General features: G+C 30.2%; 22 protein-coding genes and 1 other annotated feature. Of the genes, 19 read left to right on the top strand and 3 right to left on the bottom strand.

Going from position 1 to position 23,344, the window contains the following annotated elements; all coding sequences use genetic code 11:
- Nucleotides 1-83: 83 nt before the first annotated feature.
- From ACTHUW_RS04665 to ACTHUW_RS04620, 10 genes are all read left to right on the top strand, one after another.
- Entirely contained in the window at nucleotides 84-647 is a 564-nt protein-coding gene (locus tag ACTHUW_RS04665; RefSeq protein WP_442197805.1) for a TetR/AcrR family transcriptional regulator, read from the top strand.
- A gap of 11 nt (nucleotides 648-658) precedes the next feature.
- Nucleotides 659-976, top strand: a complete 318-nt coding sequence (locus ACTHUW_RS04660) for a hypothetical protein (RefSeq protein ID WP_442197806.1) — start codon at nucleotides 659-661, stop codon at nucleotides 974-976.
- Between the two features lie 12 nt (nucleotides 977-988).
- Nucleotides 989-1,663 carry a zinc metallopeptidase gene (locus tag ACTHUW_RS04655; protein WP_442197807.1) on the top strand — a complete coding sequence of 225 codons (675 nt, stop codon included), beginning with the start codon at nucleotides 989-991 and terminating at the stop codon, nucleotides 1,661-1,663.
- Between the two features lie 131 nt (nucleotides 1,664-1,794).
- Nucleotides 1,795-2,664 carry a peptidoglycan DD-metalloendopeptidase family protein gene (locus ACTHUW_RS04650; protein WP_442212717.1) on the top strand — a complete coding sequence of 290 codons (870 nt, stop codon included), beginning with the start codon at nucleotides 1,795-1,797 and terminating at the stop codon, nucleotides 2,662-2,664.
- A gap of 73 nt (nucleotides 2,665-2,737) precedes the next feature.
- Nucleotides 2,738-2,998, top strand: a complete 261-nt coding sequence (spoIIID, locus tag ACTHUW_RS04645; protein ID WP_442197809.1) for a sporulation transcriptional regulator SpoIIID — start codon at nucleotides 2,738-2,740, stop codon at nucleotides 2,996-2,998.
- A 169-nt stretch (nucleotides 2,999-3,167) separates the two neighbouring features.
- A complete protein-coding gene (locus ACTHUW_RS04640; RefSeq protein WP_442210215.1) occupies nucleotides 3,168-4,187 on the top strand; it encodes a rod shape-determining protein in 1,020 nt (339 codons plus the stop codon).
- 19 nt (nucleotides 4,188-4,206) lie between these two features.
- Nucleotides 4,207-5,238 carry a flagellar hook-basal body protein gene (locus tag ACTHUW_RS04635; RefSeq protein ID WP_442212715.1) on the top strand — a complete coding sequence of 344 codons (1,032 nt, stop codon included), beginning with the start codon at nucleotides 4,207-4,209 and terminating at the stop codon, nucleotides 5,236-5,238.
- A gap of 10 nt (nucleotides 5,239-5,248) precedes the next feature.
- Complete coding sequence (locus tag ACTHUW_RS04630) at nucleotides 5,249-5,668, top strand: flagellar hook-basal body protein (RefSeq protein WP_442198865.1); 420 nt, start codon at nucleotides 5,249-5,251, stop codon at nucleotides 5,666-5,668.
- A 9-nt stretch (nucleotides 5,669-5,677) separates the two neighbouring features.
- The gene (locus ACTHUW_RS04625) at nucleotides 5,678-5,971 is read left to right on the top strand and encodes a rod-binding protein (RefSeq protein ID WP_442212713.1); all 294 of its coding nucleotides are present in this window, start codon (nucleotides 5,678-5,680) and stop codon (nucleotides 5,969-5,971) included.
- A gap of 5 nt (nucleotides 5,972-5,976) precedes the next feature.
- The gene (locus ACTHUW_RS04620; protein WP_442212711.1) at nucleotides 5,977-6,909 is read left to right on the top strand and encodes an AEC family transporter; all 933 of its coding nucleotides are present in this window, start codon (nucleotides 5,977-5,979) and stop codon (nucleotides 6,907-6,909) included.
- On the opposite strand, the gene ACTHUW_RS04615 is transcribed toward ACTHUW_RS04620, so the two are convergent.
- From ACTHUW_RS04615 to ACTHUW_RS04605, 3 genes are read right to left on the bottom strand one after another with little or no spacing between them, the layout of a single operon-like run.
- Entirely contained in the window at nucleotides 6,883-7,656 is a 774-nt protein-coding gene (locus tag ACTHUW_RS04615; RefSeq protein ID WP_442197815.1) for an ABC transporter ATP-binding protein, read from the bottom strand. The genes ACTHUW_RS04620 and ACTHUW_RS04615 overlap by 27 nt on opposite strands.
- The gene (locus ACTHUW_RS04610; protein ID WP_442212709.1) at nucleotides 7,622-8,521 is read right to left on the bottom strand and encodes an ABC transporter permease; all 900 of its coding nucleotides are present in this window, start codon (nucleotides 8,519-8,521) and stop codon (nucleotides 7,622-7,624) included. The genes ACTHUW_RS04615 and ACTHUW_RS04610 overlap by 35 nt, the downstream gene beginning before the upstream one ends.
- Nucleotides 8,522-8,548: 27 nt before the next feature.
- A complete protein-coding gene (locus ACTHUW_RS04605; protein ID WP_442212707.1) occupies nucleotides 8,549-9,538 on the bottom strand; it encodes an ABC transporter substrate-binding protein in 990 nt (329 codons plus the stop codon).
- A gap of 105 nt (nucleotides 9,539-9,643) precedes the next feature.
- Nucleotides 9,644-9,881: a binding site (T-box leader), on the bottom strand.
- 291 nt (nucleotides 9,882-10,172) lie between these two features.
- Here ACTHUW_RS04605 and ACTHUW_RS04600 point away from each other — a divergent pair.
- From ACTHUW_RS04600 to ACTHUW_RS04560, 9 genes are all read left to right on the top strand, one after another.
- Entirely contained in the window at nucleotides 10,173-11,714 is a 1,542-nt protein-coding gene (locus ACTHUW_RS04600; RefSeq protein ID WP_442212705.1) for a hypothetical protein, read from the top strand.
- A gap of 175 nt (nucleotides 11,715-11,889) precedes the next feature.
- Entirely contained in the window at nucleotides 11,890-13,341 is a 1,452-nt protein-coding gene (gene nhaC / locus ACTHUW_RS04595) for a Na+/H+ antiporter NhaC (RefSeq protein WP_442212703.1), read from the top strand.
- Between the two features lie 13 nt (nucleotides 13,342-13,354).
- On the top strand, nucleotides 13,355-14,566 hold the full coding sequence (locus ACTHUW_RS04590; RefSeq protein WP_442212701.1) for a M20 family metallopeptidase: 1,212 nt from the start codon (nucleotides 13,355-13,357) through the stop codon (nucleotides 14,564-14,566).
- Nucleotides 14,567-14,645: 79 nt separating this feature from the next.
- Nucleotides 14,646-16,202 carry an amidohydrolase gene (locus ACTHUW_RS04585; protein ID WP_442212699.1) on the top strand — a complete coding sequence of 519 codons (1,557 nt, stop codon included), beginning with the start codon at nucleotides 14,646-14,648 and terminating at the stop codon, nucleotides 16,200-16,202.
- On the top strand, nucleotides 16,195-17,322 hold the full coding sequence (locus ACTHUW_RS04580; RefSeq protein ID WP_442212697.1) for an AfsR/SARP family transcriptional regulator: 1,128 nt from the start codon (nucleotides 16,195-16,197) through the stop codon (nucleotides 17,320-17,322). Before ACTHUW_RS04585 ends, ACTHUW_RS04580 begins: the two co-directional genes overlap by 8 nt.
- 74 nt (nucleotides 17,323-17,396) lie before the next feature.
- A complete protein-coding gene (locus ACTHUW_RS04575; protein WP_442212695.1) occupies nucleotides 17,397-17,888 on the top strand; it encodes an ECF transporter S component in 492 nt (163 codons plus the stop codon).
- A 176-nt stretch (nucleotides 17,889-18,064) separates the two neighbouring features.
- Complete coding sequence (locus ACTHUW_RS04570; protein ID WP_442198876.1) at nucleotides 18,065-18,553, top strand: C-GCAxxG-C-C family (seleno)protein; 489 nt, start codon at nucleotides 18,065-18,067, stop codon at nucleotides 18,551-18,553.
- Nucleotides 18,554-18,555: 2 nt separating this feature from the next.
- A complete protein-coding gene (locus tag ACTHUW_RS04565; protein ID WP_442198877.1) occupies nucleotides 18,556-19,500 on the top strand; it encodes a TDT family transporter in 945 nt (314 codons plus the stop codon).
- 608 nt (nucleotides 19,501-20,108) lie between these two features.
- The coding region (locus ACTHUW_RS04560) for an SH3 domain-containing protein (RefSeq protein WP_442212693.1) at nucleotides 20,109-23,344 on the top strand (3,236 nt) is incomplete at its 3' end.

Here is a 23,344-nt window from a genome sequence, read left to right as displayed (position 1 = left end):
ATAATAGTTTGACAAAAATCATAAAATATATTATTATGAATATAGGTTCATAATAATATATTCTTATAAAGGAGTACTTTGAAATGCCTAAAATAATAGATGGAATAGAAGATAAAATATTTTCATCAGCATTTAATTTGTTTTCCCAACATGGATATAAAAATGTAGATATGAAAATAATAGCAAAAAGTTCAGGGATAGCAGTAGGCACCCTTTATAACTATTATCCAAACAAACAAACATTATTTTTAAATGTATTCAATAAAAGTTGGATAGAGACATTTGAAAAATTAGATAATATAATATATAGTAAAGGCCAAAAAGAATTTAAAATAAATTCTTTTGTAGAAATATTATACAAGGAAATCTTTGAAAGAAAAGGAATGGGAAAGCATTTAATCAAGTCTTCTAATCTTAAAAATGAAGAGATAGATATAAAAAAAGAATTACTTACTAGAGTCAAAAAAATAATATCTGAAAATGAAAAGGATGAAAATTTAAAATGTAAATATGAAGAAAGATTATTGGAAACAATACTTGTAACATTTATTGCAATGATGAACGAGCATCCAAAGGAATATGAAAAAAATATAGATTATTTATCAAGTTTTTTATTAAATATTTATGATTCAATAGAAAAATATTAAGAGGTGATTATGTGGAATTTATGACTGGAGCTTTTAGAGTATTCTTATTATATATTATTGTTTCAAATATATTAAGAATAATATATACACTGATAAATAGAAAAAAGATAGCCCAAAGAATTGAAGAGGCAAAAAAACAACAAAATCAAGCAAATGACAATACAAAAGTAGCAGAAAAAGAAGAACAAATAGAATATGTAATAGACCCTATATGTAAAGAAAAGATAGCTAAAAATGATGCACATATATTATTAGAAGATGATAAGAAAATATATTTCCATTCATGGGAATGTAGGCAAGAATATATAGATAGAAAAAAGGAAAATTAGGAGAGATGGTATATGTATTTTAATGATATAGGATTCTTATTATTATTACCAACTATTATTTTTGCAATGTATGCCCAAACAAAAGTAAAAAGCACATTTAATAAATATTTAAAACGTACAAGTCAATCAGGCTATACTGGATATCAAGTAGCACGTACAATATTAGATAGAAATGGTCTTCATGATGTAGATATAGAAATGGTTAGAGGGAAATTATCTGATCATTATGATCCTAGAAAAAGAGTATTAAGATTATCACAAGATGTATATCAAAGAAGTTCAATAGCATCAGTAGGAGTAGCAGCACATGAGGTAGGTCATGCTTTGCAACATGCAAATGGATACTTTCCTCTACTTCTTAGAAACAATATAGCACCAATAGCAGGATTTGGGGCAAGATTTGTATGGATATTAGTATTTGGTGGACTTATCCTTGGTATAGGTGATTTAGTATATGGAGGAATATTTTTATACATTGCAGTAGTAGCATTTCAGGTTATAACACTCCCTGTGGAGTTTAATGCATCACATAGGGCTATAGGAGAGCTTAGCAATGGCATAATAGCACAAGCAGATATAAAGCCTACAAAAAAAGTTTTAAGTGCAGCAGCACTCACATATGTAGCGGCAACACTTGTTGGTATAGCACAACTTATAAGGCTAGTATTACTTGCAAATAGAGATTAATTAAATATATTTAAAACCCCACTTTGAAATTTTAAAGTGGGGTTTTTTCTTGCGTATTTTTTGAATAAAAAAATTTTTCTTGTTAATAATAGTAACTGAAATAGTTTTTACATATATATGGAGGTGTAGATATGGATAATGACAACAATAACAACAATGAAAAGAAGAACCAAAATGAATTAAAGGATAAAATCAAAAAAGTAACACAAAAGGATGGATTTTATCTAGTATTATTTTTGTGTATATGCATAGTTGGAGTAACAGCAGTATGGGTTTCAGGAGATAATTTTAATCAGATATCAAAACTTGAAGAAGAACAAAAAGCAGAAGATGATATATTAGATTATTTCCCAGAAGATGAAGAACCAGAAATAGCAATAGAAGAACCAGAAATAAAAGAAGAAGAAAAAGAAGAAAAGATTGAAGAACCACAAGCAAAAGAAGAAGTTAAAGAAGAAGCTAAAAAAGAAGAAAAACCACAAGTACAAGCAAAAGAAGAGCCTAAAAAAGAAGCAAAGCCACAAGTAAAACAAGAAGCAAAAAAGGAAGAAGAAGCAGTAGAAGTATCAGTAAATGCAAGACGTGCTAAGGCTATGCTTGTACCTATAATGGGCAAACAATCTATGGGATTTGCAGGAGATAAGCTAGTTTATTCAGAAACATTAGAACAATGGACTACACATGATGGATTAGATATAAAGGCAAATAAAGGAAGTTCAGTAAGGACAGTACTTAAAGGTGTAGTAAAGGATATAAAAGATACAGATGATTTAGGAAGAGTAATAACAATTGACCATGGAGATGGGCTTATAACAAAATATGCTGGTATCTCAGAGAAAATTTTAGTGAAAAAAAATCAAAGTATAAATAAGGGTGATCTGGTAGCTTCTATTGGAGAAGCAGTAGGCTATGAAGTATCACAAGGCCCACATTTACATTTTGAAGTACTAGAAAATGGAAAAAACATTGATCCAAAGGCTTATATACCAGATTTTGAATAAGAAATGTTCTATTCATCACTATAAAAGCATAATAATGTAAAAAGATAAGTGCCATTTAAAGGGGGTTAGGCAAGTGAAAGACTATATAGAGGAAAGGGCTCTTGAAATAGCTAATTATATAATAGAAGAAAATGCAACAGTAAGAAAGACAGCAAATGTATTTGGGGTAAGTAAAAGTACCGTTCATAAAGATGTAACTGAACGCCTTCCCAAGATAAACCCTCTTATCTCAGTACAGGTAAAGAGTGTTTTAGAAAAAAACAAGGCTGAAAGACATATTAGAGGCGGAAAAGCAACAAAAATAAAATATGGAGCAGTAAGTGGTGCAAAATAAAAAACAATAGATGAGAAATAAAGAATCGATTATATCGGTTCTTTTTTAATTTCTTCAAAAATAAAGGATTTTAAATATTTTTGTCGAAATAATAATATATAGAAGTATGTAAAAAAAGAAGTTTATGATACAATATAATATATATATTATTAGGAAGAGAGGAATTTAAATGTTTTCATTAAGATCAGATATGGGAATAGATTTAGGAACAGCAAGTGTATTAGTATACGTAAAGAATAAGGGGATAGTACTTCAAGAGCCTTCTGTTGTAGCAATAGATAAAAACACAGATCAAATTTTGGCAGTAGGTGAAGAGGCAAGGCAAATGATTGGTAGGACTCCAGGAAATATAATAGCAATAAGACCGTTAAAAGATGGGGTTATATCAGATTATAATATAACAGAAAAAATGATAAAACATTTTATATCAAAAGCAGTAGGGAGATTTTTATTTAAACCTAGAATAATAATATGCGTACCATCTGGAGTAACAGGGGTAGAAAAAAGAGCAGTAATAGAAGCAAGTATGCAAGCAGGTGCAAAAAAAACATATTTAATAGAAGAACCAATAGCTGCAGCAATAGGAGCAGGAATTGATATCACCCAACCTGATGGAAATATGGTAATAGATATGGGTGGTGGAACAACAGATATAGCTGTTATATCACTTGGAGGAATAGTAGTAAGTGCATCTATAAAATTAGCTGGGGACAAAATGGATGAAGCTATAGTAAAATATATGAGACGTAAGCATAATATGCTTATAGGAGAGAGAACAGCAGAAGATATGAAGGTTAAAATAGGTACAGCTTATCCAAGAGAAAAAGAAATAACTATGGATATTAGAGGTAGGGATTTAGTTACAGGGCTTCCAAAAACAATGAAGGTTTCATCAGATGAAATGCTCATAGCACTTGAAGAAACTGTAACAGCAATAGCAGAAGCAGTACATTCAGTCCTTGAACAAACACCTCCAGAACTTGCAGCAGATATCAGTGATAAGGGAATGATAATGACAGGTGGTACTTCTCTATTATATGGAATGGATAAACTTATAAAGAAAAGAACAGGAATAGATGTTTTAATAGCAGAAGAAGCTATATCTTGTGTAGCAAAGGGAACGGGTCAATCACTTGATTCTATGGATTTATTAGAAAAACAAATGTCTACAGAGTCTAAAAGTTATTAATAGCTAATGGGGTGAAAAAATGTTTAGAGGGCTATATACTGCAAGTACAGGCATGATAAATAATCAGCATAAGATTGATAGTATTTCAAACAATCTTTCAAATGTAAATACAAATGGATATAAAAAAGATGGGGTGATTTCAGAGTCATTTCCTGAACAATTACTAAGAAGGATTAATGATTCGGGCCAAGCTAAAATAAGACCATTTAAAGGAGTAGAAGTAACCAGAGATGGAGATGAATATCTACTTCAAACTAAGGGGGCATATTTTAAAATAGATACACCAGCAGGAGTAGGTTATGACAATGAATTTAAATTTAGCGTAACAGAAGATGGCTATCTTAAAACATACTATAAGGATAATGGTCAAATCAAAAGTGATGGTGAAAATTATCTCCTAGGTGAAAAAGGTAGGATTCAAATTACAGGAAATGATATAGAAATAGATAAAGAAGGAAATATATTTGCAGGTGGAGAATTGATAGATAAAATTATAACTATGCCAAATAGACATGGAGTAGGTACAATTGGAAATGGAGTACGTACAGACAGAATTTTCACGAATTTCACCCAAGGCAATATAAGGAAAACAGACAATCAATTAGATATAGCACTAAATGGAGATGGATTTTTTAAGATTCAAACAGAAGATGGAACCAGATATACAAGAGATGGCAGCTTTAAAGTGAGTAGTGAAGGAATATTAGTTACAAATGAAGGATATAAGGTAATGGGGATTAATGGAGATATAAATATAGAAAATAACACATTAGATTTCACAAATAATCTTGATCTAGTAGAAATAGATAATCCAGAGTTTCTTAGAAAACAAGGGGATAATCTATATAAAATACTAGAAGGTCAAACAGCAGAAGAAGCTGCCTTTACTGGAGAAGTATTTTCAGGATATTTAGAAGAATCAAATGTAGAAACAATAAAAGAAATGGTAGAGATGATATCTACTATGAGAAATTATGAGGCTAACCAAAAAAACATCCAAGCATATGATGGGGTATTAGAAAAGGCTGTAAACGAAATAGGAAGAGTATAGGGGGAAAACAATGATTAGATCATTATGGACAGCAGCAAATGGAATGAAAGCACAACAATTTAATATAGATACAATTTCAAACAATTTATCAAATGTAAATACAATAGGATATAAGTCTAATAGGGCAGAATTTAAAGATTTAATGTATACAGAACTTAAAAAACCTAATCCAAATGATGATAGAAATGCACCAGTAAATATACAAGTAGGTCATGGTGTTAGAGTTTCAGCAACATCCAAAGATATGACTCAGGGTAGTGCTATAGAAACAGGAAATCCACTTGATGTAGCAATAGATGGAGATGGCTTTTTTCAAGTAGAGCTTCCAAATGGAGAGGCTCGATATACTAGAGATGGAAGTTTTAAATTAAGTGTTAATGGAAACACATCAGATGAGATGATGCAACAAGCAAATAATCTTAAAAGGTAAGTGATATAAATGAATATAAATAATACAAATATAAATATGAATAATTTAGTTCAAAAAACAGCAACTGAAAAAACAAAAGACCAAGAAAAATTACTAGAAGCATGCAAAGATTTTGAAGCAATATTTACAAATATAATGTTTAAAGAAATGAATAAAACAGTCATAGAAGCAAGTGAAAAAAGCAAGGGAAGAGAAATATTTACAGATATGTTTTATGAAGAACTTGCAAATGAAGTATCAGATGGGGAAAATAGTATGGGTATAGCTAATATGATATATAAACAGATGAAAGATAGAATATAAATAATATGGATTTATCAACTGTATTATCACAAGTATTAGTATTATTCATACTTATAACAATAGGTTTAATACTGAAAAAAACAAATATATTTGAAGAAGACTTCATAAAAGGATTGTCTAACTTTATAATATATGCAACCTTACCAGCACTTCTTGTTACTTCTCTTAATTATGATTTTTCAAAAGAACTTTTAAACAATGGACTGCTAATATTGATCATAGGGCCCTTTGCTTATTTATTTGCAATACTAATAGGACTTTTATTTGTAAAATTAAAACATATTAAAGAACCAGATAGAGGTATATATTTATTTTCTATGATATTTCCAAACACAGCATTTATGGGCTATCCTGTATCTTTATTAATATATGGAGAAAAAGGGCTTTTTTATGCTGTTATTTTTAATCTTTTATTTAATATGCTCTTGTGGACCCTTGGTGTAATCCTTACAAATCCAAAAAGTAATACAAGGATTAACTTTAAAATGCTAATAAATCCAGGTACTATTTCAATAGCAATAGGACTTGTATTGTTTTTGTTTTCAATCACACTGCCAAGACCATTATTTGATGCTTTGGATAGTTTGGGAAAGGCTACAACTCCACTTGCAATGATAGTAATAGGAACAATGCTAGGTGATTCAAGCGTAGGAAATGTTATAAAAAACAAAAAACTTATAGCAGTAGTATTGATAAGACTAATAATAATTCCCATACCAATATTATTTATATTATCACTTTTACCAATTCCCAAAATGGTAGCAGGAGTCATAGCAATACTTATGGCAATGCCAGTAGCAGCAAATGCAGCTATATTTGCAAGAAGAAGTGATTCAAATTACAAATTAGCTAGTGAATCAGTATTTTTATCCACCCTATTTAGTATTGCTACAATACCTATATTTATATCATTAGTTGTAAAGCTTATTGGTATGTGATATCTTTTCCCTGTAAATATTTAGAAGTTCAGCCTCAGTGATATCTCTACTATCCCTATCTAAAACAACTTTACCCTTATCAAGCATTATTATCCTATCTGAATAATCTATAGCATCTCTCATATTGTGAGAAATCATAATGGTTGTTATAGAATATTTTTTCAGAAGTTCACGGGTTTTTTTCATTATCACATTTGATGTTTTAGGATCAAGTGCTGCAGTATGTTCATCTAATAATAACAAATCAGGGAATTTCATAGCTGCCATTACAAGAGATAGTGACTGTCTCTGACCACCTGACAAATACTTTACCTTTGTATTTAATTTATTTTCAAGGTCTAAATCCAAATCTTTTAAAAGCTCTATATATCTGTCTTCCTTATTTCGCTTTAACAATCTCTTAAGTGAAAATCTTTCGCCCTTTTTATCAGCAAGGCTCAGATTTTCAAGTATGCTAAGGGAAGGGGAAACTCCCATAGATGGATTTTGATATACTCTTCCTATATGAATAGCTCTTTTTTCTTCCTTTAATTTAGAAATATCATTATCATTTAGTACTATATTTCCACCATCTATATCAATACTTCCACCTATCATATTTAAGAGAGTGGATTTGCCACAACCATTTGAACCAATAATAGATGTGCATTTATTTTTTTCTATATTTAAATTTAAATTTTCAAAAATATTTATTTCATTTTCAGTATTTTTATTAAAACTCTTTGATAGATTTTCTATTTTTAGCATTTTGAGCAACTCCTCTTTCTCTTTTAGATAAATTCAAACTTGGAATAAAGTTATTGTATGATAAGAAAATTATCACAATTATTGCACTTATTGCCCTTAGATCACTAGGTGCGAGTCCTAGATCAATAGCAATTCCTCCAATTATCTTATAGCTTATAGCACCAAGTATTGCCCTTGAGGTATTTTTCATTTTTTCTGAACTCTTTCTAATAGTATCACCAATTATAATGGAAGCTAGAGCTACAACAATAATAGAGCTACCCATTGTAATATCTACGAAACCTTGCATCTGTGCCATCATAGCACCACTCATTGCTACAAGTCCGTTTGCAAGCATAAGTCCCATTATCTTATATTTATTACTATTTTGTCCAAGGGATTTTACTAATGATTCATTATCTCCTGTAGCTATTAAAAGATAACCTATTTCCGTCTTTAAGAATACATCTAAAATAATTTTAATTAAAATTACAATACCTATAAGAATAATCATACTTGATCCCAAATCAAATATAGAATCATAAGAAAAAAGTGGTATATTTGCCTTTCCATTAATCCTAAGGTTTACAGAATATAGTATAGTCATAGTAAGTATTCCTGATAATAATGGTTTTATCTTTAATTTAGTAAAGAGTATTGCAGTTAAAAGTCCACCAAGTAATCCCGCACCAAAGGCTAAAAGTGTACTCAGTATAGGATTTACTCCCAGTATAATAAATCTTGCAAAAACAAATGCACCAAGGGGAAATGTACCCTCTACAGATAAATCTGGAATGTCCAATATCTTATATGTTATAAAAACTCCCATAGCAAGGACTGAAAATATAAGTCCCTGTTCTATGGATGTAATAATTAATGAATTCATAATAAATCCTCCTAAAATTCAACTTATTTATTTTCCTACTTTGTTAACATCTTTAAATATTTCTAGGCCCTTATCTAATCCTAACTTTTCTAAAGTATTTACATTAATAGTAGTTACTATATTTTCTGCTACACCTACAGGAATATCTGATGGTGATTTCTTATCTACTAGAATTTCCTTTGCCATAGCTGCTGTTTGTTTTCCTAGTTCATAGTAGCTTAGACCATTTGTGATTAAAGTACCACTTTCTACATGGGCAGATTCTGCTGATACTGAAATTATTGTTTTATCTATTAATTTGCTAGCTATCAATTCAATAGATGATGCAATGAGATTATCACTTGGGGTATAAACTGCATCAACCTTTTTAAGTAGTGAATCAATAGCTTGAGGTATTTCATTTACATTAGATACACCAACAGCTATTACTTCTAAATCCTCATTTGGAGCTAATTTCTTTACTTCTTTTATTTGTACCTCTGAATTAGCTTCACTAGTGTTATAAAGTATACCAATAGTCTTTATACTAGGATCAATTTCCTTAAACATTTTAAGTTGGGACTTAATAGGAGCCTTATCACTAGTTCCAGTCACATTTGCGCCTACTTGATCCCAATCATCAACTATTTCAGCTTCCACAGGATCAGTAACAGCAGAAAATAATATTGGAATATCGCTTGTCACTTGCCTTGCAGATTGGGCAGCAGGGGTAGCTATAGTATAAATCAAATCCACTTCATCTTTCTTAAACTTTTCTGCAATACTCACTGTATTTGGTATCTCACCTGCAGCATTTTGATAATCTATTTCTACTTCTACACCAAGTTCTTTGAGTCCATCAATAAAGCCAGCTCTTGCATCATCAAGAGCAGGATGTTCTACTAATTGACTTATGCCAATAGTATATTGAGCTTCAGATCCACCCTTGCTTTCAGCTTCATTTTTCACATCACAGCCACTAAAAATTAAACTTCCTAGAAGAACTAGGGCTAATAAACTAAACAATTTCTTTTTCATTTTAACTCCTCCTTTAATTTTGGGACATGGGGACGGTTCTGGTGTCCCATGTATTTAACGCAATAAAAAAATCTCTCGTCTCTACAAATAAGCATTAAACTTATTTATAGGGACGAAAGATTTAATTTCCGCGGTACCACCCTCATTATGACAATAATCATCTCTTCAGACCTAACAGTCCTATCCCATGTAACGTTGGGCCCTCGTATTTGCCTACTAGAAATTAATCATTTAGCAAATCTGCTTAGGAGTGTATATTACATATCAATTCAACATTAGCTCTCACCATCACTAATTCTCTGTAATTAAATTTAGATATCTTTCTCTCCATCAATGCATTTATATATTAAATACAATACTAAGCTTTAAAATTATATTTGTCAAGCCTTTTTTCAAATATTTTTATTTTTTATAATATTCATTTATCTATTATATGTGAATGCTTTATTTATATTCCTAGAATATAGACTATACTAGCACCATAAAAAGTCATTGTAATCTTTTAGAAGACATCTTAATTGCATCACTTTAATCTTCAAAAAAACATTACAATACTTTGTCATCCTGAGCCCCGCGAATGATCCTTTTTTAATTTTACTTCTTTGGGGTATGAAATAAGTAAGGAGGAATTTTTATGAGAAGCAAAAAAATTATATCAATAATATTAATTTTATTTATATCTATCTTCATAGTTTCATGCAGTGATGATAGTGCAGAATCACCTGAAGATAATAATAGTAATAACAATGAAGAAGAAATGCCAAATGATGATAAAAAAAATGGTGATGAAAATAAGAAAGACAATGATGATAAAGCTGAAGAAGAATCTAATTGGGATAAATATACAAATGTTAGATTTAAATTTTCTATAAAATATCCAAAAGGCTGGGAATATAGAGAATCAGACAATGGTGATGGAATAGCCTTTTTTCCAAATGATGATGAAAAGGATATAATAGCACATGGTGTAAATTACCTTGAAGATGTATCTAAACCTTATAAGGCAGCAGAAGCAGAAGAATTAGAAAAAAGGGAAGTTACTCTGAAAAGTGGATTAGAAGCTACCATAATAGAAGGTAAAATGGATGAAAATTATCATTATGAAATGGTATATATAAAGGACAAAAAAGAATATCACTTCATATCTGTTAGTCCAGTAGAATATTATAATGAAAACAAAGAAATCATAGAGAAAATGGTCAATTCATTCAATGTAATAAATAGTGGAAATGATAATAGTAACAATGATGATAAAGAAGAGCTCACAAAGAAAAAAGCAATAGAAATAGAAGATGAGTTCATGAATAGACTTTTTGTAGATAGAAATGATGATGAAAAAGTTAAAAATTATAATAATAAAAATGAACTTATAGATCATCTTGCTGGAATCACAAAAAAAGATATAGCAGAAGCTTATGTAAACACTTATTATAAGGAAAAAGAAGATGAATTATATGTAATACCAACAGATGCACCAGTAAGAATATATAAAGATAAATCATATAAATTAGAAAAAACAGATGATAAAAACTATGAATTAATACAAGAAAATCAAAATGCATTAAAAGGAAAATATAGGTTTAGAGTAAGGCTCACATACCAAGATAATAAATGGATCATATCTGATAGAATATTTGAAAGAAGAGATAAGAATGATTCAAATAATCAAATATTAGGAGACAATCTAATAGTAAAATCAATGAAGGCACTAAAGCTCTTAAAGGAAAAAGATATGGATCAACTAGCACAATATGTTCATCCTGAAAAAGGACTTACATTCACTCCATATGCATATATAGACACTAAAAAGGATCAAAATTTTACAAAAGATCAAGTAGCAAATTTATTAGAAGATGATAAAAAATATGAATGGGGAAGTTATGATGGAAAAGGAAGTCCTATAAAACTTAAATTCAAAGACTATTATGATGAATTTGTATATAGCAAGGATTTTATAAACCCACATATAATAGGTAACAACATCAGCATAGGTGAAGGAAATACCATAAACAATATAAAAGAAGCATATCCAAATGGCAAATTTATAGAATATCATTTTGAAGGCTCTAACCCTGAATATAAGGGTATGGACTGGCAAAGTCTTAGATTGGTATTTGAACAAGTAGAAGATACCTGGTATCTTTTAGGCATAGTTCATAGTGAGTGGACCATATAAATAATGACAAAAGACCTCTTGAAATTAATTTCAAGAGGTCTTTTAGTATGCACACTTAGAAATGAATTAAATAAAAGAAATTTCAGAAAAATCAAAAATAAACATAAATTAAAACGCTCTATACCACAAGCCTATGTTAAGATAGAAACAAATACAAATAAGGAGTGGTAATTTAATGAGCAATTTAAAAGACACAAGCGAAAAAAGACCCAGTTTTATTGCAGCATTATCAGTTATAATATTTTTAGCTATTGCAATGGCAGCACAAATTTTCATATTAAAGCAAGATTACGTAACTCATATTACACTTATAATAGCCGCAACATTTGCATCAATTATAGCACTTATATCAGGTTTTTCCTGGGATGATGTACAAGAAGGTATACTTTATGGTTGTAAGATAGCAATGCTTCCAATGCTTATACTTATGCTTGTAGGAGTACTTATAGCATCATGGATACCAGCAGGAACAATACCTACACTCATATTTTACGGATTAAAAATATTATCACCAAAGATATTCTTAATCACAGTAGCATTTGTATGTGCAGTATCATCAGTATCTACAGGTAGTTCATATACAACAGGAGCTACATTTGGCGTAGCATTTATGGGAATAGGATATGGACTTGGAATACCAGCACCAATAACAGCAGGAGCAGTTATAACAGGAGCAATATTTGGAGATAAAATGTCACCCTTATCAGATTCTACAAATCTAGCAGCTGGTGTAGCTGAGGCAAACCTTTTCGACCACATAAAATCAATGGTTTATACAACAGGACCTGCTTTTTTAATATCTCTTGTAATATATGGGGTAATAGGAATGAGATTTTCTAGTGGAACAATAGACACAGCACAAATTGATGGAATATTAAATGGACTTAGTTCAAATTATTATATTTCACCAGTAACATTAATTCCAGCAGTAGTAATAGTTATACTTGCAGTTAAGAAATTTTCGGGACTTGCAGTAATGGTAATAGCATCTCTCTTAGGTTTAGCATTTGCAATGATATTCCAAGGATATGGACTTGGAGAAATGCTTGCTTATATGAATGATGGATTTGTATCAGAAACTGGAGTAGAGGCAGTAGATGCACTACTTAGTCGTGGTGGTCTTCAAAGTATGATGTGGACAATATCTCTAGGATTTATAGGACTTAGCTATGGGGGAATACTTGAAAAAACTAAAATACTTGAAGTATTACTTGAAAAGATATCAGTATTAGTAAGTAGTGCAAAAGGACTTATTACAACACATGTATTATCATCAATTGCAGTAAATTTATTTTCTGCAAGTCAATATATAGCTATAATAATACCATCTCGTATGCTAGTACCTGCATATAAAAAATTGCGTATATTACCACAAGTAAACTCAAGAACATCAGAAGATTCAGCAACAGTAACATCACCTCTAGTACCATGGGGCTTATGTGGGGTATTTTTTGCAGGGACACTTGGAGTTCCTACAATGGATTATTTCCCCTATGTATTCTTATCGTTCTTAACACCAGCTATAGCAATATTTTATGCCTTTATAGGTAAGTTCATATTTAAAGAAGGAGATATAGATTCAATAAACACATATCATGATGAAGAAAGAGTAGAAAAATCAGTATAATAGGGGGATAAAAATGACGGACAATTATAGGGAATATATAAATGAGGAAAGAACAGTAGAATTACTATCTTCACTTATAGAAATAGAAAGCCCTTATTTCAGAGAAGACAAAATAATGGATTATGCATATAATTTGATGAAAGAAAAGGATATACCAGTAGAAATGCATGAATATGAAGATCAAAAGATAACAAAGTATAAAGGCAAAAATGTAATAGGGACTTTAAAGGGAAAAAAAGATGGACCAAAGATATTATTAAATGGTCATTTAGATACAGTAGAAATATGTGAAGGTTGGACCTATGATCCATTAAAAGCAAGAAGAGAAGGAAATCGTTTATATGGATTAGGTGCTCTTGATATGAAATCAGGAGTAGCAGCTATAATACTTGCTCTAGAAGCTTTTAAAAACACAATAAAAGAATTTGATGGTCAAATACTTTACTCATTAGTATCAGATGAAGAAGGACCTTTTGGACTTGGTACAGATGCTTTGATAGAGGATGACCTTACAAAGGATGTAGATGTAGCAATAGTACCAGAACCTAGCAGCGGTTTTTCTGGATGTGATTTTCCATGTCTTTGTTTAGGCGCAAGAGGTGGATATAACTACAGTGTCAACTTCAAAGGGAAATCATCCCATGCAGCAGCACCAGAACTTGGAATAAATGCAATAAGCGATGCGGCAAAGGTAATAGTTGAACTAGAGCAGATGCAAGGATTAAAAGATGATAAATTAGGGCAAGGTTCTTTTGCACTTGTAGAAATAAATGGTGGTGGAGCTGCTTGTAGTGTAGCAGACAAGGCGCAGTTTACAGCATTTAGGCATATAGTTCGAGGAGAAGATAAGGAATATATAATAGATGAAGTTAATAGGGCAGTAAAGAAAGCAAATATAAAAAGTCAAGTAGAAGTGAATTTCAGAAAATCACCTAGCAAAGATAGTGATGGATTTTTACCTTATACAGTAGATGAAGACAATGAATATACTTCTTTAATTCAAGAAAGCATAAAAAATGTAACTGGAGATGAAGCTACTACAGCATATTTTTCTAGTATAGGAGATTTCAACTATATAGGAACAAGAGTAGGGGTACCTACATTTGTATTTGGGCCTCATGGTGAAAACTATCATGCTAGTGATGAGTATGTATTAATAGATACAGTAGTAAAAACAGCAGAAGTTATATATGACTTTTTAAAAAGAACATTAAATGCAAGATAAATAAATTCCTCCATATGGGGGAATTTATTTATTTATATATGATAGAATGAAATTAATATTTAAAAGAAAGGATGCGAAGATGAAAAAAATAGATTTATTAATATATAATGCAGATATAGTCACAATAGATGAAAAAGTTCCAAGTGCTAGTTGGATAGCAATATCTGATAGTAAAATATTAGACTTAGGACAGAGGAAAGGTTATGAAAAATATATAAATGAATCAAAAGAAGTGATAAATTTAAAAGGTAAAACTATATTACCAGGATTCTATGACAGTCATGTCCATCTAGTTCAAACAGGCCTAAATTTACTTTCATTAGATTTATCTGATGTAAAGACAATAAGTGAATTGCAAGAAAAAATAGAAGAAGAAACAAAACAAAAGCCAGAAGGAACACTTATAAGAGGTATAGGCTATGATGATTTAAGGGTAAAAGAAGCTAGGATGCCTACAAGATATGAACTAGATAAATGCGCTCCAAATCATCCTGTATGGATAAATAGGGTGGAATATCATATAAGTTCTATAAATTCCATGGCACTTAATAAATTAAACATTCCATTTGACTTAGATGGGATAATTAGAGACTCTCGAGGACTACCAGATGGTAGACTTAAAGGAAAGGCCAGTGCATATATCAGAAATCAAATACTAAATAGTCTATCAGAAAACGTAAGAAAAAGAGGAGTATATAAGGCAATTGACCTTGCAATAAAAAAAGGAGTAACTACAATAGGAGCTTTAGAAGGTGGATTTGTATTTCACAATAAGGATGCAGAATTTATAATAGATAAAGGCGATTCATTTCCAATAGATATAAATTTATTTTATCAAACTATAGATGTAGATATGGTTAAGAAAAAGGGGCTAAAAAGAATTGGTGGATGTATATTTTTAGATGGTTCATTTGGTTCAAGAAATGCAGCCCTTAAAGAAGGATATTCAGATGATATAGAAAACAAAGGAAGACTATATTTTTCCGATGAAGAATTAAATGAATTTATACTAGATGCTCATAGAAATGACCTACAGATAACAGTTCATGCAATAGGTGATAGGGCAATAGATCAGATATTAAATGCATATGAATATGCCTTTAATAATTCTGAAATAAAAAATCATAGACATAGAATAGAACATTTTGAGCTTCCATCAGATGATCATATAAAAAGAGCAAAAAAATTAAATTTAATATTATCAATGCAGCCCTCATATGAATATTATTGGGGAGATAAAGATGATTTATATGACAGACGATTAGGGGAGAGAAGAAAAAATACTAATCCATTCAAAAAGATAATAGAAAATGGATTAATAATAGCAGGTGGATCAGACAGTGATGTAATAGCAATAAATCCATTACTTGGAATACACACAGCAGTAAATCATCCAAACAAGGACTTTTCAATAAGCCAGATGCAAGCCTTGAAACTATTTACCATAAATGGAGCATATTCAGTATTTGAAGAAACAAAAAAGGGCTCAATAAAAAAAGGAAAATTGGCTGATTTGCTAGTATTAGATAAAAATCCTTTGAAGGTAAAAAAGGATAAAATAAAAGATATAAAAGTAGAATTAACCATAAAAGAAGGAAATATAATTTTTGGAAATCTAGGTGTTATAGATGGCTAAATTAAATATATATTTACTAGGAAGAGTAGAAATACTTTTAAATGATGAATCTATAATAGATAAATTAAGTCATAAATCAATAGGAATATTAAACTATATGGCAGTAGAAAAAAACAAGAAATTTAATAGAAATAAAATTGCAGATATGTTTTGGGATTCAAATGATTTTGATACAAGTAGATATAATTTAAGATATAATTTGTGGCAGTTTAGAAAACTGTTTAAAAAACTAAACCAAGGAATAGATCCCTTTAATTCAGACAAAGAGACAATTTGTTTTGATGAAAAATTAGATATATATGTAGATATAGAAAACTTTGAAAATGATATAGATGACAAAACCACCAAGGAATTAGAGAATATGAAGAAATTATATAAAGGGGAATTTTTAGAAGGATTTTATATAAAAGATAGCCCTAAGTTTAATGATTGGGTCTTTTATGAACGTGAAAGGCTTCAAAGAAATTATATAAAAACATTATATAAGCTAAAAGATAATTATAAAGAAAATAATGAATATCAAAAAGCTATATCAATATTAGAAGATATGCTAGCAATAAATCCATTAAAAGAAGAATTATATTTAGAAATCATAAAAATATATATAAAAATTGGAGATAGGAAAAAAGCATTAAAACATTATAATAGATGCGTAAAAAGACTAAGAGAAGAATTAAATATAAGTCCAGCAGAAGAAATAAAAAAAGCATATAAAGAAATATTAAGCAGTGAATCACATATACAAGAAACACTAAAGCTAAATACAGAAAATTCTATATCTATTGCTTCTTACACACCTTCAAACATAGAATATTACTCATTATCAGAATTAATAGATAAAATAATGGACATAGAAGAAGATATATTAAAAAATATAGATCAAAATGATTGGATAGACATATACCCAATAAACTCTATAGTAGAAAAACATATAGAAGATAAAAGAAGATTAGACAATAACATTGTAAAAATAAAGGTATTTAAAGCGTTAGAAAATATATTTAAAATATTAAGTTTAAATGATCAATTAAATATGATAATAGATGAAATCAAATATATAGACGATACCTCCCTAGAATTCATAAAATTTATATCATATAGAGAAAGAGTAAAAGTATAAAAATCATCCTAAATCCTACTTAGGATGATTTTTATGTTATAATATAAACAAAGATTAATCTAGGGGGAATTAAAATGGATACTAAAAAATTAGTTAGAACAGCTCTATTATTAGCACTTGCACTTGTATTTCAAATAGGATTTAGACAATTTGCCCAACCTCTTGTAGGTCCACTTGTAAACATGACATTGATATTAGCAGCACTTATGATAGGACCTACATCAGCAGTTATAATTGGAACACTTACACCAATCATAGCATTTTCAGTAGGCATAATAGGACTCGCTCCACTCATACCTATAATAGTTATAGGCAATATATTATTTGTATTAGCATTTTTCTATATAAATAATATTAATATGAAATATAGTAATTGGATTGCACTTGTAATATCTGCATTAATTAAATTTGGGTTTTTAGCCTTATCCGTTAGAATGATACTACCTCTATTTATACCCAAAGTACCAATGCCTATAATAGCAGCATTTACTTTGCCACAGTTATATACAGCAATAATTGGTGGAATACTTGCTATAGTGATCTATCCTTTAATAAATAGAGCTTAATATGAGACATGGGGACGGTTCTCATGTCCCACTAGTAAAAAAATGACTCTTTCTTATAACCTTCATCTATAACCTCCAAGACAATCATAGAATAATTCTATAATGATAGATTCTTAACACCAACTTGTCTATAATTAAACCATATGTAATAGTAAAAGAAAATGGGGGTTATAAATATGAATAAAGAAATAAGTATAAAAAAGGTAAGAGAAGATGCAGAGGCAATGTTTCATCGTGGAGAATATTATTGTTCTGAGGCAGTAGTTGCATCAGTAAGAAGTAATTTTGGAATAGATATGCCAGAAGAAATGATAGCAATGGCATCAGGATTTCCAGTAGGTATAGGAAAGTCCAAATGTGTATGTGGAGCAGTATCTGGTGGAGTTATGATGATGGGCTATTTCTTTGGTAGAAGCAAAGGAACAAATCCTCAAGATCCAAAAAGTGTGAGGACTCTAGAACTTGCAAATGAATTACAAGGTGAATTCAGAAAAAATCACAAGGTACTATGTTGTAGTGTTCATACAAAAGGAATGGATATGGCAAGTGGAGAGCATAAGGCACAATGTATATCTTTCACAGGAGAAATAGCAGAAACAGCAGCAAGAATAATAGTAAGAGAATTAGACCTAGTGGACTTAGATAAAGAAGCATTGGGAGCATAACAATGATAAATTTAATAAAAAAACTACCAGTAGCAATATGTGGTCTCATGCTAGGGCTAGCGGCACTAGGGAATTTAATAGCACCTTTTGGAAATGGATATAGATTATTTCTAGGAGCTATTTCAGGCCTTATATTTTTGATGCTTACAGCTAAGATACTAATGTTTTGGGATCAAATAAAAGAAGCATTAAAGAATCCAGCAGTTTCAGGAGTACTTGCAACATATCCTATGGGAATGATGATTTTATCCACATATATCAAACCTTATCTACAGAACTTAGCATTTATAATGTGGATAACTAGCTTATCAATCAATATAATGTTGATAATATATTTCATCACTAAATTTATAGTGGGTTTTAATATAAAAAAAGTATTTGCAAGTTATTTTGTTCTTTTTGTAGGAATAGTAGTAGGAAGTATAACATCTCCTGCATATGGACTTACAAATATAGGCCGTATATTATTTTGGTATGGACTAGTTGTATATTTACCACTAATACCAATAGTTTTATATAGGGTTATAAAAATAAAAGGAATACCAGAACCAGCAGAGCCACTAAAGATAATATTTGCAGCACCAGCAAGCTTACTACTTGCAGGATATATGAGCTCATTTGAAGAAAAAAGTATGATAATGATAATATTTCTATCAGCATTATCACTTATAATGACACTCTATGGACTTATATTGATGCCTAAAATGTTAAAGCTGAAATTCTATCCATCATATTCAGCATTTACATTTCCATTTGTAATAAGCGCTATAGCTATGAATATGGTAAATAAATATTTACTAATGAGTGGTAATGGACTAAGTATAATCAACATAATAGCAAAATTTGAAACAATTTGGGCTATTGTTATGGTGGCTTATGTATTTTTAAGATATGTAGCCTTTATGGCAGAAGTAAGACAAGCAAAAGTAGTAAATATAGCAAAATAACAAAACCTTCGCTGTTCAGCGAAGGTTTTGTTATAGTCAATTGTCTTAATGATAATTTATAGTAAAAGTGGAATAATTATTTTAAGAATAAAGGAAATACAGTCTAAAGATGAATTTCAAATAAAAGAGTAAAAGAAATTTGGAATATATTAAACAATAAATCTAAAACAAATAAATCTTGATTATAAGGAAGAGATTGATATGAATCAAGATGAAAGATAGTCAGATAGACTCACTTAATTTTTCCCTATTTCTTTTGATACTTTCTGCTTGTTCATATAATATTTTAGTCATATTTTGCATAGTTTAATTTTCGTGTGCATTCCTCATTTCATAATATTGGTATATTATATATCGGCATATTATATATCGGCATATTTAATTATAACTTTAATCTTTTGTCGAAAGGTTTGTCGAAAAATGTTTTATTATGTATGATAAATTCTTTATCTAAAAACTAAAGTAAAGATATATTTTGTCGATATATATAATAAGCTTAGAAATAGTACCAATAACCTGTTGATAAAAGTCAAAATAATGTTACAATAGTAATATAAATGTAATATTATGCTTTAAAAGTTAAACAAAAGAACATAAGGAGGGATATTTTGAAGGGAAAAGTGTTGATATTAGCATCAGGAATGCTTGTGTTTTTTGCAGCCTCAGATGGTGATATAAAAGATCAATCACAAAATAAGTTTAAAGAAATATTATCACCAAATATCTCATATGCAGCTGCTAGCAGTATAAAAGATGTAAAAGTTACAACTGGGGTATTAAACGTAAGAACTAGCCCTACAACTAGCAGCAAAAGAATATCTCAAGTAAAGATAGGACAAGTCTATACAGTCTATGAACAAAAAGGATCATGGTATAAAATAAAGGTAGGTAATACTATAGGATGGATACATGGTGATTATGTGACTACAATAGCTAATAAAAATTATGAAGAAATAAGAGTAACAGCTACTAGTTTAAATGTAAGATTAAAAGCTAGTACAAATAGCTATAGGATATCTGGAGTTACAAAGGGACAAAAATTCAAACCATTAGCTGAAGCAAATGGCTGGTATAAAATTAATACAGGAAAAGTAACAGGGTGGGTACATGGAGGATACGTAGAAAAGGTAAGTGCATCTAAACCTACACTACCAAAGCCAACTCCGCCACCAAAACCAGATGTACCAGATTCAAGCAGCACAGAAATAAAGATAACAGCCACAAGATTAAATGTAAGAAGCAGCAATACCACAAAGAGCAAAATAGTAGATCAAGTATCACAAAACAAGAAATACAAGGTAATAGCTGAGTCAAATGGCTGGTATAAAATAAATACAGGAAAAGTAAGAGGTTGGGTTCATGGAGGATATGCTGAAAAAATAAAGGTAGATAAGCCTATACCACCAAAGCCTGAAACACCAAATTCAACTAGCACACAAATAAAGATAACAGCCACAAGATTAAATGTAAGAAGCAGCAATACCACAAAGAGTAAAATATTAGATCAAGTATTACAAAACAAGAAATACAAGGTAATAGCTGAATCAAAAGGCTGGTACAAAATAAATACAGGAAAAGCAACAGGTTGGGTTCATGGAGGATATGCTGAAAAAGTAAAAGTAGACAAGCCTACACCAGAAAAGCCAAAACCAGAAAAACCAATCATACAATTACCAAAAGAATTGATAATAGATACACCGATATTAAATGTAAGGACAGGCCCTTCAACTAAGTATGAAAGAATTTTTCAAGTATATAAGGGTAAAAAATATAAGCCACTTGAAGAAAATGATGGCTGGTATAAGATAAACACAGGCAAACTAACAGGCTGGATACACGGTGGATATGTAAAAAAAATAGCAGGTCAAACAGAGCCTGAAAAACCACTAGAGCCAGAAAAGCCAAAAGAAGAATTAAAAGATATAACAATCACAAAAGATAAAGAGACTACATATATAAATGAAAATATACAGATAAAAGTAGAAGCAGTAGGCTCTAGTAATGTAGAATATGAATATTTAATAAAAGATTCAAGTGGTAAATATAACGTAATCAAAAATTACTCCACTACAAACAATATAAACTACACAAGTAAAAATGCTGGTAAATTTAGCATAAAAGTAAATGCCAGAATAAAGGGAACAAACAAAATAGTTTCAAAGGAAATAACAGTAACAATAAAAGAATACTTGCAAAAGGTGAGCATTTCAAAAGACAAGCAAAATGCAACATATATAAATACCCCTATAACAATATCAGCACTGGCTGATAATCAAAATGTAGAATATGAATATCTAGTAAAGAGAAATAGTGAAGAATGGAAGAATATAAAAGAATATTCACTAGATAATACTCTTGTATTTACACCAACAGATAGAGGAAATTATATATTCAAAGTAAATGCAAAAATAAAGGGAACAAACAAAATAGTAACAAGTGAAATAGCTCACTTAGTAACAGGAAATATAATATATCAAAATATGAACTATAGTAAGAGCTTCCAAGATTATTTACTAACACAATTAAATATCAATCCACAAACAGATAAATATGGCTCAGGATGGGTAACAGCAAACTTACCAGATTTAGATAAATATTTAAATCCAGAAAACTTCATCCATAACTCTGACAGAGAATACAAGTATGACATAATAGGTCAACTTAAAATAGCTACATCTACATTAAATGTACGAGAAAGCAATTCTACTAAAACAAAAATAGTAGATAGGGTATCAAATGGACAAGTCTATACAATAATTGGAGAATCAAATGGATGGTATAAAATACAAACATCCAATACTCAAGGTTGGGTACATGGAGGATATGTAAAGACAAGCTACAAGGCAAATGAAAGTGACAATCAAGGAAGCCATAAAGAAGTGATGATAACAGCAAGTAAATTAAATGTACGAGCAAGCTATACTACAAACACATCTGTAATAGATCAAGTGAGCCTTGGCCAAAAATTCATTCCAATAGAAGAATCTAATGGTTGGTATAAGATCAACACAGGCAAAGTAGTAGGTTGGGTTCATGGAGGATATGTAAAGGGAGTAAAGGAAGAAAATGTAGTAAGTAGGGGAGAGATAGGAAATCTCTATTCTATAAAGGTAGATGCAAGTATTTTAAATGTAAGAAGCACTCCATCTGATAATGGGACCTTACTTACCCAAGTAAAATCAGATGAAATATATATAGTATTAGCAGAAGAAAATGGTTGGTATAAGATAAAGGCCAATGGAACAATAGGTTGGGTTTCAGCAGATTATACCAAAAATTCAAACCAAGCACCAAAGAATATGTATCAATTCCTAGTATTATCAGGAAACAGTGGACTTAGTGAAAGTCAGCTAAACAATATATTAAAAGGTAAGGGAGTATTAGAAGGACAAGGTGCAGCATTTATAGAAGCAAGTGAAAAACATGATATAAATGAGATGTACCTATTATCACATGCCTTACTTGAAACAGGATATGGAAAATCAAAACTAGCAACAGGAGTAAATGTACGTGGCAAAACAGTATATAATATGTATGGAATAGGAGCAATAGATAGCAATCCAATAGGTGGAGGAAGTTCCTATGCATACAATGAAGGATGGTTCACACCAAAAGATGCTATAATAGGTGGAGCAAAATTTATATCAGAAAAATATGTAAACAACAAAAGCCACAAACAAAATACTCTTTATAAGATGAAATGGAATCCAGATAGCCCAGGAACACATCAATATGCAACAGACATAGGATGGGCAGCAAAACAAACAAGTAAAATAAAAGAACTATATGATCTATGTGATGACTATACACTTAGATTTGAAATACCAAAGTATGGTGTGAAGAA

This window comes from Senegalia sp. (in: firmicutes), from assembly GCF_052088025.1.
Taxonomy (GTDB): Bacteria; Bacillota; Clostridia; order Tissierellales; family SIT17; genus Anaeromonas.
The sequence above is the reverse complement of the archived record's forward strand: the minus strand, read 5'-3'. Positions and strand labels throughout refer to the sequence as shown.